The sequence below is a fragment of the Nonomuraea sp. CA-141351 genome, from assembly GCF_050944675.1.
Classification (GTDB): Bacteria; Actinomycetota; Actinomycetes; order Streptosporangiales; family Streptosporangiaceae; genus Nonomuraea.
Map to the genome: position 1 here is coordinate 9578083 of NZ_CP191982.1, position 12259 is coordinate 9590341.

13 protein-coding genes are annotated in these 12259 nt (G+C 70.3%); 7 read left to right on the forward strand and 6 right to left on the reverse strand.

What is annotated here, in order from left to right:
• Positions 1-25: 25 nt before the first annotated feature.
• From ACQPWU_RS44950 to ACQPWU_RS44975, 6 genes are all read right to left on the reverse strand, one after another.
• Complete coding sequence (locus ACQPWU_RS44950; RefSeq protein ID WP_433431834.1) at positions 26-1420, reverse strand: CHASE3 domain-containing protein; 1395 nt, start codon at positions 1418-1420, stop codon at positions 26-28.
• A gap of 142 nt (positions 1421-1562) precedes the next feature.
• Positions 1563-2450 carry an LLM class flavin-dependent oxidoreductase gene (locus tag ACQPWU_RS44955; protein ID WP_433431836.1) on the reverse strand — a complete coding sequence of 296 codons (888 nt, stop codon included), beginning with the start codon at positions 2448-2450 and terminating at the stop codon, positions 1563-1565.
• A gap of 112 nt (positions 2451-2562) precedes the next feature.
• Positions 2563-2982, reverse strand: coding sequence for a hypothetical protein (locus ACQPWU_RS44960; RefSeq protein WP_433431838.1), 420 nt, complete (start codon positions 2980-2982; stop codon positions 2563-2565).
• A gap of 121 nt (positions 2983-3103) precedes the next feature.
• The gene (locus ACQPWU_RS44965; RefSeq protein ID WP_433431839.1) at positions 3104-3469 is read right to left on the reverse strand and encodes a YybH family protein; all 366 of its coding nucleotides are present in this window, start codon (positions 3467-3469) and stop codon (positions 3104-3106) included.
• Positions 3470-3489: 20 nt separating this feature from the next.
• Entirely contained in the window at positions 3490-4722 is a 1233-nt protein-coding gene (locus tag ACQPWU_RS44970) for a YbfB/YjiJ family MFS transporter (RefSeq protein ID WP_433431842.1), read from the reverse strand.
• A 22-nt stretch (positions 4723-4744) separates the two neighbouring features.
• The gene (locus tag ACQPWU_RS44975; protein WP_433431844.1) at positions 4745-5452 is read right to left on the reverse strand and encodes an SDR family NAD(P)-dependent oxidoreductase; all 708 of its coding nucleotides are present in this window, start codon (positions 5450-5452) and stop codon (positions 4745-4747) included.
• A gap of 166 nt (positions 5453-5618) precedes the next feature.
• On the opposite strand from ACQPWU_RS44975, the gene ACQPWU_RS44980 reads away from it, so the two are divergent.
• From ACQPWU_RS44980 to ACQPWU_RS45010, 7 genes are all read left to right on the forward strand, one after another.
• Positions 5619-6557: a LysR family transcriptional regulator gene (locus ACQPWU_RS44980; protein ID WP_433431847.1), complete on the forward strand. Its 939-nt coding sequence runs from the start codon at positions 5619-5621 to the stop codon at positions 6555-6557.
• Between the two features lie 278 nt (positions 6558-6835).
• Positions 6836-7228 carry a nuclear transport factor 2 family protein gene (locus ACQPWU_RS44985; RefSeq protein ID WP_433431849.1) on the forward strand — a complete coding sequence of 131 codons (393 nt, stop codon included), beginning with the start codon at positions 6836-6838 and terminating at the stop codon, positions 7226-7228.
• A gap of 32 nt (positions 7229-7260) precedes the next feature.
• Positions 7261-8712 carry an MFS transporter gene (locus ACQPWU_RS44990; protein WP_433431851.1) on the forward strand — a complete coding sequence of 484 codons (1452 nt, stop codon included), beginning with the start codon at positions 7261-7263 and terminating at the stop codon, positions 8710-8712.
• Positions 8712-9797 (forward strand): epoxide hydrolase family protein, encoded by a 1086-nt coding sequence (locus ACQPWU_RS44995; RefSeq protein ID WP_433431853.1) that lies wholly within the window; start codon positions 8712-8714, stop codon positions 9795-9797. Before ACQPWU_RS44990 ends, ACQPWU_RS44995 begins: the two co-directional genes overlap by 1 nt.
• 14 nt (positions 9798-9811) lie before the next feature.
• On the forward strand, positions 9812-10399 hold the full coding sequence (locus ACQPWU_RS45000; protein WP_433431855.1) for an isochorismatase family protein: 588 nt from the start codon (positions 9812-9814) through the stop codon (positions 10397-10399).
• Between the two features lie 74 nt (positions 10400-10473).
• Positions 10474-11109, forward strand: a complete 636-nt coding sequence (locus ACQPWU_RS45005) for a TetR/AcrR family transcriptional regulator (RefSeq protein ID WP_433431857.1) — start codon at positions 10474-10476, stop codon at positions 11107-11109.
• Between the two features lie 41 nt (positions 11110-11150).
• On the forward strand, positions 11151-12128 hold the full coding sequence (locus ACQPWU_RS45010; RefSeq protein ID WP_433431859.1) for an alpha/beta hydrolase: 978 nt from the start codon (positions 11151-11153) through the stop codon (positions 12126-12128).
• The last annotated feature ends 131 nt before the right edge of the window (positions 12129-12259 follow it).

Below are 12259 nucleotides of genomic sequence, written 5' to 3' on the forward strand. Positions count from 1 at the left end.
GCCCGCCTGAGGTGCGAAGATTCAACTATTGACCCCCGACGGGGAGATCGACGACGAGCGTGGTGCCCTGAGCGGGCGGGCTGGTGATGGTCATGGTTCCGCCCAGCGCCTCGACCCGATCGGTGACGCCGACCAACCCCGACCCTCCGCCGGCTGTCGCGCCTCCCGCGCCGTCGTCGCGTACCTCGAGGTGCAGGACGCCGTCCCGCGCCTCTGCCTGCACGGTCGCGAGCGTCGCGCGGGCGTGTTTGGCCGTGTTCGCCAGCGCCTCGGAAACCACGTAGTACGCGGCCACTTCGACTGGTTCCGGCAGCCGGGTGGGCACGTTCAGGTCCAGCTCGACCGGGACCGGGCTGCGGCGGGCGAGCGCCTTCAGCGCCGGGCCCAGGCCTGCCCGGCTCAGGATCGCCGGGTGGATGCCGCGGGAGATCTCGCGCAGGTCGTCCACCGCCTCCCCCAGCCCGTCGGCCAGCCGGTTCAGTTGCTCGCCGAGGTCTGGCCTGTCCTGCGGCACCGCGGTCTGGGCGGTGCGGACCTCGAGCGCGAGAGAGACCAGCCGCTGCTGGATGCCGTCGTGCAGATTGCGTTCGATGCGCCGGCGGGCCTGGTCGGCGGCGGTCACGATGCGCGAACGCGAAGCGGCCAGTTCCTCCCGGTTATGGGCGAGGGTGGCCGCCATCGTGTTGAAGCTGCTCTGCAGAAGGCCGATCTCACCGACGCCACGGCCGGGCACGCGCGCCGCGAGGTCACCGCCCGCGAGCCGTCCGGCGGTCGCGGCCACGCGGCGTACCGGTGCGACCACCGCGCGCGTGAGGTAGCCCGTGTACGCGGCGATGAGCGCGATGGACGCGATCAGGCCCGCGGCGCCGACGACGCCGGCGCGGCGCGCGGCCGCGTCGGAGCGCTTCTGCTGGGACTCGAGCAGCGACTGTTCGGCCGTGACCAGCGCGCTGAAGTCTGCGCGTATGACGTCCACGCGCCGCTCCCCCTCGGCGATCGCCATGGCCGTGACCGCGGCGCGGTCGCGGCGGGCGGCCTGCACCAGCGGTCTCGCGTAGCCGTCGATGTAGGAGGCGCCCGCGGTCACGATCCGATGTACGCGAGCGCGCTGCGCGGGATTGTCGGCGACCAGCTGCTCCAGCTCGCCGATCTCCCTGGGGTACGCGGCGAGGGCCTCCTGCCACGGCTGGAGGAACCGCTCCTGACCAGTGATGGCGAACCCGCGCAGCCCGGTCTCCATGTCCATGATCCGGCGTTCCAGCCGGTTGGTCACCACCAGGACCTGAGTGGAATGTCCCGCCTGGAGCTGCGAGCGGCGCATGCCGGCCATCGAGTACAGCAACATCACGAAGGTGGCCCCGACGACCAGCGCGAGCACGATCCCCGCGGCCACCGCGCGCTGGGTCAGGCCGCTACCCACGCCAGCTCCCGGTCCGCGTATCCGGCCTGGGCCTCCTCCCCCTGCCCGGCCCAAGCCACTGCTCAAATTCTATCGCCCACCTCAACGCGGACGATAAGGCCGGTCACTGTCGGTATGCGGGCGTGTCGCCGCCGCTGCGCGATCAGCTCTGTGCCAGCGCGTCGCGCACCAGAGGGATGACTTCCAGCGCGAAGCGCCGGCGCGGTTCCGGCGCGGAGAACATCACGTTGAGGAACGTGAAACCCGCGCGGATGATCTCGGCGAGCTGCCCGGCGATCGCCTCGTCGCCGCCCGCCACGACCTGCGGCGTCGGCGATCGTTTCGCGTCGAAGACGACGGCGACGTTGGCCGCGCAGGTGATCTGGTCCGGGTCGCGCCCGGCGGCCACCGCGGCCGCCCGTACGGCGTCACGCATCGCCACCGCCTGACTCAGCTCCAGCCGCGTCAGCGAGGGAATCCAGCCGTCGGCGAACGCGCCGGTCAGCCGGAGCGACCGCGGGCCGTAGCTGCCGAGCCAGATCGGGATCGGACGTGCCGGCCTGGGCTCGATGCGGGCCTCGCGGGCCTGATAGTGCTCGCCGTCGAACGAGACCCCCGGCTCGGCCCACAGGCGCCGAATGATCTCCAGCGCCTCCGCGAGCGCGCCGACCTTCTGTCCGGGTGTGCGCACGGGCAGCCCGAACGCGGCGAACTCCCGGTCGTACCCACCGGAGCCCAGCCCCAGCACCAGCCTGCCCCCAGAGAGCCGGTCCAGGGTCTCGGCCATCTTCGCGGTCACCGCCGGCGCGCGGTACGGCAGCCCGAGCACGTTCGGCATGACCTCGATGCGCTCGGTCGCCGCCGCCGCCCAGGTCAGCGCGGTCCACGTCTCCAGGGTGGCGTGCTCGCCGTGGAGGTGGTCGCTGATGCCGAACATGTCGAAGCCCAGCGCCTCGGCCTCCACGACGTCGTCGACCAGCCGTTCGGGGGCGAACTCCCCGAAGCCGTAGGTCGTCCCGAAGCCGACCCGCTGTCCCACGATCGCACTCACGACGCCCCCATAGAACTAGTTGGTAGTACGTACTGTTCGTAGTACGCACTAAGCTAGTTCGCGGCGCGAACCACTGTCAACTTGGGCGGCCGGGCGCGGGGGCCTCAAGCGGTCACCGGCAGCCGCTACTGGTGCAGGTCGTGCCGGTGAGGTACGTCCAGGCCCGGCGGCCGTTCTGCTGCAGGAGGTCCACGGTGACCTCGGTGATGCCGCCGCGCTGGTCGTACTGGCGCCTGAAGCCATGGCCCTTGGTCCTGGAGCAGACCACGCGCTCGGCCTGCCCGACGAGTTTGCGCCCGTGCCAGAACTTGTAGCGCGCCTTCGCGCAGTTGTCCTCGTTCGCCTTCAGCGAGGCGCCGATCTGCACGGTGCGGTTGTACCAGATGATGTTGCCCTTGAGCGTGTACTCGCCAGTGCCGTAGGACAGGCTGTAGTGCGTCCTGGGGTTGGTGGCGGCGCCGGCCGGTGATGCGACGAGGAACGGCGTGGCCACCACGGCGGCTATCGTCACTGCTGCTGCGAGCGTTTTCACGACTACCCCTTTGCTGTTTGTCGCTGTTGACCTTGCACCCTTTGGATGCGAGCAACGCCGGGGAATGTTCGTGAACGAACCGGTGCAATTCGGTGAACCCTTACTGAGAGCCGCTCCTACCTCATGGGAGGCGCGAAACCTGGTAGTGGCTGATGAGCCAGTCGTCGCCGACCTGCCGCGCCATCACGCAGAGGTAGACGGTCAGGGTCGGCCGGCTGGTGAAGGAGAAGTCGACGCTCATGTAGCCGAGGACAAGGTCGTCGGCCGGCCGCCGGGTCTCCAAGATGGTGTACGCGGCGGTCATGCCGATCGGCTGCGCGTCGTAGTACTCGGCGACGCCGCCGGGACCGACGCTGTAAGGGCGCAGGCCTTGGAAGATTGCGTCGTCGGTGAAGTACGACGCGACGCGCTTGGGGTCGTGTGCGTCGACCGCGGCCTTCCACCGGTCCAGGACGGTGTGAAGGATCTGACCCTCGGTGTCGGTCATGGTGTTCCTCCTGTTGACGATCAGTCCCCGACCGCGACGCGGCGGGCGGCGTGGACACGGTGGGGCAGAGGCCCGAGATGGTGCGGAAAGCGGTGGCGCAGCACGCCGGCCGCGAGTGCGGCCAGTGCGACGAGGGCGGCGCCGACCAGCAGCGCCGGACGGTAGCCGTCGTGCAGGAGCGGGGTCGCGACCACGGGGCCGAGGATCTGCCCGACGCTGTAGCCCGTGGTGAGGATCGCGACCGCGCGCGGTATCCGCAGGTGAGCGCCGGTGGCCAGGGAGAGGCTGGCGACGCCGAGGAATGTGGCGCCGAAGAGCACCGCCGAGATCAGGGCGGGCACGATCCCACCGGCCGGCACCGGCAGCGCGATGCCGATGGCCTGCACGACGAGCGCGGCGACGAGCAGCGTCGGCCGGGACCACGTACGGCTCAGCCGTGCCCACAGAGCTGATGACGGGAGCGCGGCGAGCCCGGCGAGGACCCAGGCGCCGCTGCCGGCCCAGCCGGGCGCGCTCTGGTCGATCGCGGCGACCAGAAACGTGCCGGCGATGATGTAACCGGTCCCTTCGAGGGTGTAGCTGACCAGCAGCACGCCGAACCACCGCAGCCCGGGCGCGCCGCGACGCGCGGAAGGGGCCGGCGACGTCTGCGCCGGTGCCGGCTCGCCGTGCAGTCTCCAGGCCAGGACCGTGAACACGGCGGTCAGTGCGCCCGCGATCCACCAGGCCTGCTGCCAGGTGCCGATGTCACGCAGGATCAGCACAAGGACGCCTGACAGCGCGATCCCGCCGCCGATGCCGCCGAAGGCCCACCCGGTGAGGTGGTGCGCGTGGCCGCGCAGCCCGGTGAGCATGGCGTCGGCGGCGATGACGAAGATCAGCGCGCTCACGATCCCGGCGATCAGCCGGAGCAGTAACCAGAGAGTGCCGAGGTGCGTGGCCGGCATCAGGACCAGCGTGACGATCAGGATCACCAGCGACGGGCGCAGCGCCCGCCGGGAGGCGAAGACCCCGGGGGCGAAGATCGCGGCGACCGCGCCGAGGAGGTATCCGATGTAGTTCGCGGTGGCCAGTTCGGCACCCAGTTGCGGGGACAGCCCGGCCTGCGCGTGCATCAGGGGCAGGATCGGGGTGTAGGCGAAGCGGCCGACGCCCATGCCCGCGGCGAGCGCCGCCGCCCCCTGCCCGACGACCCGCCAGGGCCGAGTCCCCTCGCTGCCACCCGTGGTGCGCTCTGCTGCGGAGGTCAACATGCGCCTTTCTTCTTGAGCGGGCTCAGTGACCGGCGCTCTGGCCGCCGTCGACGTGCAGGATCTCGCCCGTGACGAACGTGGCCGTCTCGAGGTAGACGATCGCGTCGACGATGTCGTGGACCTCACCCATCCGGCCGACCGGGTGCAGGCCGGCGAGGAACTCGTGGGTCTCGGCCGGATGCATCGGGGTGCGGATGACGCCGGGTGAGACCGCGTTGACCCGGATGCCTCGGGAGGCGTACTCGATGGCCAGCGATTTGGTGACCGCGTTGAGGCCGCCCTTGGTCAGCGCTGCCAGCGCGGACGGCACGCTGCTGTCGGCGTACTCGGCCAAGGTGGTCGTGATGTTGACCACATGGCCGCCGCCCTGGGCGAGCATCACGTCGATGGCCCGCTGGGAGGTCTCGAAGAACCCCCGCAGGTTGACCCCCGTCACCAGCTCGTAGTCCTCGTCGGTGTACTCGGTGAACGGCTTGGACACGAACACGCCGGCGTTGTTGATCAATGTGTCGACGCGGCCGAACGCGTCGAGCGCCTCCCCGACGACGCTCGCACCGACGCTCGAGGCGGCGATGTCGCCGGCGACGGTCCGCACCATGGGGTCATCAGAGGGTCCGATCGATCGAGAGGTCGCGACTATCGCATAGCCGAGCTTGCGGTACGCGGTCACCAGCGCCGCGCCGATGCCCTGGGACGCGCCGGTGATCACGGCGACTTTGGGTGTGGTCATGGGTTTCTCTCTTCGGCTGCTCCGACCTGGTCTGCCTCCGGCTGCGGGCGAGGGCGGCTCCCAGGTCCCTTACCCTCGAAATACTGCGTCCACCAGCGGCGATCCCGCCACGACCGGCTTGCTCCCTGCTGGTAGGCACAACCTCCTACCGCACTACGATGGGCGGATGGAGCTACGCCAGCTGCGCTATTTCGTCGCAGTGGCCGAGGAGCTGAACTTCGGCCGGGCAGCGGCCCGGCTGCGCATCGCCGGCCCGTCGCTCTCCCAGCAGATCAAGGCGCTGGAGCGGGACCTGGGCGTACGCCTGTTCGACCGGGACCGCCGCTCGGTCACACTGACCGTCTCAGGACAGGCGCTGCTGGCCCCGGCCCGGGCGCTGCTCGACCAGGCCGACGAGCTGCGTCGTTCCGCGGCCGGCATGGCCGCCAGCGAACCGGTCCGGCTCGGCTACGTCAACTGGCGGCCGTCCGACCTGGCCGCCCGTGTGTCCGGCGTGGCGCAACTGCACATCGACGCGTGGGTCATGCCGTCCCACACCCAGGCCGCCCGGGTCGCCGACGGCAGCATCGACCTGGCCATCTGCTGGGTGCAGACCGACGACCTGGCCGCCCACGACCTCCAGGCCCAGCTGATCGGCGCGGATCGGCTCTATGCGATCTCCACCGGCGCCGACGCCTCCGCGGTCCAGGCCAGGGACACGTTGGTGCTGCTGGACGCCGACACCGCCACCTGGGACTCCTGGAACCGCTATGCCGAGGAGTTCGCCCGCGGCACCGGTGCCCGCACCGTGCACATCGCCGACGGCGGCGTCACCGGCCCGGCCTTCTTCGACCACGTACGCCGGCTCCGCCGCCCCGTCATCAACTGCCCCAAGGGCCAGACCACCCCGGTCCCGCCCGACCTCCTCAAGCGCCCGGTCGTCGACCCGGCACCGTACTGGACCTGGGCCCTTGTCTCCCGGCGCGACGAGAACCGCAAGGCCGTACAGGCCACCGTCGAGGCGCTGACCCGCGACGTCGGCACGCTCGGCCTGAACGCCGACACGGCCTGGCTGCCGGCCGGCGACCCGTTCCGCGTCACCGGCCCGGCCGGCCCTGATCGCTGACGGCGTCATGCCGCCGACCCGCCGAGCCTGCGAGCCGCGCTGACCCCTCTCCTCGGCGGACCTCCCGTCCTGGACCAGCTGATGAAGTACGCGCTGGACCTCCTTGCCGAGACCGTGAGCCTGAAGGACCTGTCCGGCCCCAGGGCCACCGACTCCGGCCAGAGCTGAGCCAGAGCGCGGGCACCCCACCTTGGGACGGGGGTTCCGCTGTTGTAAGGAGTACAGGTGTTGCGCTACGGTCGTAGCACAACATCTGTTAACTCATGGAGAGCTCCCGCATGGAAACCACGCTCGACAAGCTCGAAGCCAACAAGCAGACCGTCCTGGCCTTCTACGAAGCCGGCCTGAACGGGAAGGACTTCGACGCCGCGTCAAAGCTCATCGGCCCGCGCTACGTGCAGCACAACCCCCAGATCGCCGACGGCATCGAAGGCTTCAAGGGGTTCGTGGAGTACCTGAGCGAGACGTTCCCGAACCTGCACGCGAAGATCCACAAGATCTTCGCCGAGGGTGACTACGTCGTCGCGCACGTACACGGAGTGCGCGTGCCGGGGCAGCGCGGAACGGCCATCGTCGACATCTTCAAGCTCGAGGACGGCAAGATCGTCGAGCACTGGGACGTCATGCAGCCCATCCCGAAAGACGCCCTCAACGAGAACGGCATGTTCTAGCCCGATCCCACATCAATTCCCAGAGGCATGACATGACCACATCAGTCGGGTCCCACCGGCTCCCTTCCGACTCCGTCATCCCCGATCCCCGGCGCTGGTGGGCGCTGTCCGCCGTCGCCACCGCCCAATTGTTGATCGGCCTCGACGGGACGATCATGAACATCGCGCTGCCCTCCGTGCAGAAATCGCTGGACATGTCGGATCCCGCCCGCCAGTGGGTGATCACGATCTTCGCTCTGGGGTACGGCGGCCTGCTGCTCCTGGGCGGCCGGTTGTCGGACCTCTTCGGCCGCAGGCGCACGTTGTTGGTCGGGCTGACCGGGTTCGCGCTGGCCTCCGCGCTCGGCGGCGCGGCGGGCGGCCCGGCGATGCTTCTGACCGCGCGGGCGCTGCAGGGCGTCTTCGGGGCACTGGTGACTCCGGCCGTGCTCGGGACGCTCGCCGTCACCTTCCCGCTGCCCGCCGAGCGCGGCAAGGCGTTCGGGATCTACGGCACCGTGATGGGCAGCTCTTCCGGCCTGGGCGTGGCGCTCGGTGGAGTTCTCACCGACTACCTGGACTGGCGCTGGTGCATGTACGTGAACCTGCCGCTCGCGGTGGTCGCGGGAGCCGGAGTGCTGTACGCGGTCCGTCCCGCGCCCCCGGCGACCCGGGTACGTGTCGACGTCTCCGGGGCGCTGCTCGCCACCGCCGGCCTGATGGCCCTGGTCTTCGGCTTCGCCCGCGCGGAACCCGACGGCTGGAACGCTCCCACCACCGTCGGGGCGCTGACCGGCGGCGTCCTGTTGCTGGGAGCGTTCGTCTGGGTCCAGCACCGGAGCGCCGGACCGCTGCTGCCGCTGCGGGTGGTCCTCGACCGGCGTCGGGGCGGGTCCTACCTGGCGGTGCTCAGCCTGGCGATCGGCATGTTCGCCGCGCAGTTCTTCCTCACCTTCCACCTGCAGAACGTGCTCGGTTACTCGCCTGTCATGGCCGGTCTCGCCTTCCTGCCGATGACCGCCGGGCTCATGCTGGGCGTGCGCCTGGTGAGCCCTCTCATGGCGCGCGCCCCGGTGCGGCTGCTGCTCGTGCCCGGGCTCCTGACCATCGCGGCCGGGCTCGCGCTCCTCGGTCTCGTACGGGTGGACAGCGGCTACTGGCTGCACGCCCTTCCCGTGTTCGCACTGGTGGGCCTCGGCACCGGGTGGGTGCTGGTCACCGCCAACAGCACCGCCACCCTCGGCGCGGGGCCGTACACGGCCGTGGCCGGTGCCATGGTTCAGACCTCCCAGCAGATCGGAGGGTCGCTCGGCACCGCTCTGCTCAGCACGATCGCCGGTACGTCCGCCGCCGCCTACCTCCGGGCGCATCACTTATCAGCCGCCGGCGCGACCGTCCACGGCTTCAACGTGGCCGGCCTCGGAGCGGCCGGGTTCCTCTGCCTGGCCGCGGTCGCGGTCTTCCTGATCACCGGCCCGAGCGGCTCCCGGCGCCAGGAGCGGTGATGATCGAACCCTTCCGTATCGACGTCCCCCAAGCCGAGCTGGACGACCTGGCCGACCGGCTGGCCCGGACCCGCTGGCCCGACGAGCTGCCCGGCGTCGGCTGGGACCACGGCATCCCGCTCGGCCGGGTACGCGAACTGGCCGACTACTGGCGCACGGCTTATGACTGGCGCGAGCACGAGGCCGAGCTCAACGCGTATCCTCAGTTCACCACCGAGATCGACGGGCAGAACATCCACTTCCTGCACGTCCGCTCAGCCCGGCCGGACGCGCTGCCGCTCATCGTGACCCATGGCTGGCCCGGCTCCGTCGTGGAGTTCCTCGACGTGATCGGGCCGCTGTCCGAGGAGTTCCACCTGGTGATCCCGTCGATCCCCGGCTTCGGATTCTCCGGCCCCACTCGCGACCGCGGCTGGGACATCCGGCGTATCGCCCCTGCCTGGGCCGAGCTGATGCGCCGGCTCGGCTACGACCGGTACGGTGCGCAAGGCGGCGACTGGGGATCGGGGATCTCTCTCGCGCTGGGCGCCTCCGCTCCCGGCCACGTCGTGGGCGTACACGTCAACTTCCTGTCCTCGCTGCCAGCCGGTCACACCGAGACCGGCCTGTCGGACGACGATCTGGCCCGGCTGGAACAGAGCAAGCGGTTCCTCGCCCAGCCGTCCCCACATCGCGTCCTGCAGAGCACACGGCCGCAGACCCTGGCGTATGCGCTGACGGACTCGCCGGTAGGCCAGCTGGCCTGGATCGCCGAGAAGTTCGCCGAGTGGGCCGACCCGGACTCCGAGATCGGCGTCGATCGCGTACTCACCGACGTCGCGATCTACTGGCTCACCGGCACCGCGGGCTCCTCGGCGCGCCTTCACCGGGAGAACACGAGCCCCCCGCCGCCCTGTGTCCCGCCCCTGGGCGTGGCCGTCTTTCCCCATGAGGTCGTTCTCCCGGTGCGCTCCGTCGTCGAACAGGCGTACACCGTCGCGCATTGGACGGAGTTCGAACGCGGCGGCCACTTCGCCGCGCTCGAGGCACCGGACCTGTTCGCCGCCGACGTACGGGCGTTCTTCGGCAACCTGCTCCGACCATGACAAGGACGCAAGACATGACAAGTTCGTTCACCAAGGACAACATGGCCCTGCTGCTGGTCGATCACCAGACCGCCGTCATGGATCGGCTGGTCAAGGTGCCTCCGCCGGAGGCCGTCAAGGCCAACGCGGTGGCACTGGCGCGTGCCGCACGGCGGTTCGGCGTACCGATCGTGCTCAGTTGCAGCGCCGAACAGCACAACGGCAGGCTGATCCCCGAGTTGGAGAAGGCGGCTCCCGACGAGTACCGCGAGCGGATCGAGCGACAGACCACAGTCGACGCCTTCGCTGATCCCCGAGTGTCCGCGGCGGTCCGGGCCACTGGCCGCACCCAGCTGGTGGTGGCCGGAGTCGGCTCCGAGGTCTGTGGGTTCAACACCGCGCTCGGCGCCCGGCGGGAAGGGTACGACGTGCAGTTCGCCGTCGACGCCTGCGGCACGCTGACCGAGTTCTACCACGACATCGTGCTGCGTCGCCTGGAGAGCGAGGGCGTCAGGCTCGCCACCACGCCGATGATCCTCTCCGGGCTGGTCACCAGTTTCGGCGGGGCCGATGGTCTGGAGATCGTGCGGATCCTCGCCGAGGCGGGCAGAACGGGACGCTGAGCCGCTGACGCGACCGGCCGCCGCACGACTCACGGCACGTCCGGCGCCCTGCCGGGATGGTGGAAGCTTTCGATATGAACACTTCCACCGACGACTGCCCACCAGGACGGGCAGGCTACCGGCGCTCGGCCGGGTCGCCGCGCGGCGAGGCCAGGCGCCGGGACCTGCTCGATCGTGTCACCGACGACCTCGCGGCCAACGGGCTTGTGGACTTCTCGCTCCGGCGGGCCGCGCGGGCGGCCGGCACCACGCACAAGGTGCTGCTCTACCACTTCGAAGGAGTCGACGACCTGCTCAAGCAGGCCGTACTCGAGCTGCGCGACAGGCGTACCGTCAACGCGATGGCCGCCGCCACCGCAGGACCAGCCGGTCGGGCGCTGGCCGATCGCGTACGCGCCATGTGGCCCATGCTCAGCGGGGACGATCCGGGCCTGCGACTGCTCGACCAGGCCATCGGCCTGGCGATGTACGACTCCGACCGCTATGGCTGGCTCGGCCGGGAGGCGTCGCAGCTCTATCTGCCCTCGTTGGTGTCGCTCTGCCCGGCGGACTGGTCCGACCAGCGCAAGTTCGAGGTCGCCGAGATGGTCCTCGGGGTGCTCCGAGGTTTCCTCGTGGAGTGGCGGACCAGCAGGGATGCCGCGGGAATCGCCGCGGGGTTCGAGGCCCTGATCCGTGCGCTGGAGCGAGAAGAGGCCGCCGGCGAGTAGCGCGCATGGACAACTTGCGAACCGGGTGGTTCACTTCAACTATGACATCAACACACTCGGAGGCCGGCGTGCGGGAGTCCGTGGAGCGCGAGCAGGTTCGCTTCGTCAGCGGCGACACCGAATGCGCCGCCTGGCACTATCCGGGAACCAACGGCGCCTGTGTGATCATGGCCGGCGGCTTCGCGGTGACCAAGGAGCCGGCCACCGACCTGTTCGCCAAGCGCTTTCACGATGCCGGTTTCAGCGTTCTGGCCTTTGACTATCGCGGCGTCGGGAAGAGCGGTGGACAACCGCGCCTGGTCCTCCCGGTCAAGAACCAGCTGGCCGACTGGGAGGCCGCGATCGCGTTCGCCGCGACCCTGCCTGGTGTCGACCCCGCCAGGCTCGGGCTCTGGGCCTTCTCGCTGTCCGGCGGTCACGTCATCCGCGTCGCGGCGCGCAACCCGCAACTCGCGGCGGTGATCGCCCAGACACCGAACGTCGGTGGCCCGACCGCCATGCGCAGCACGGCGGCCCACCAGAAGCCGCTCGCGATGCTGCGCTTCACCGGCAGGGGCATCGCCGACGCCATCGGCTCCCTCGTCGGCCGCCGGCCCCTGCTGGTGCCGCTCGCCGACAAGCCGGGTGCTGTCGCGATGCTCGCCACGCCGGACGCCCTGGACGGCCCACGCGCGCTCGATCCTGACAACAGGCACTCGGACTGGCAGCAGAAGGTCGCGGCCCGCTCCGCGCTCCGCCTCGTGTTCTACCAGCCCGGCCGCGACACGTCCCGCGTACGGAGCCCGCTGCTCGTCCTCACCTGCGATCAGGATCAGACCGCTCCGCCCGGACCCGCGATCCGCGCGGCGCGGCGAGCGCCCCGCGCGGAGCTGGTCAGCCTGCCCGGCCGGCACTACGCACCGTTCATGGAGATGCACGAGCGGGCCGTCGATGTCCAGCTGTCCTTCCTACGCCGGCACCTGCTTGATCACGCGCGAGCGGAATCAGGCACTGCCGCCGCGGATTCCACGCGACGCTGAGACGACCGAGCGTGAAAGAGATCGAGCTGTCCGCAGGGACGATCGCGTACGAGGACACCGGCGACGGGCCCGTGCTCGTGCTGTTGCACGGGCTGGTGATGGAGGACGGCGCATGACGCGCACCAACGGGC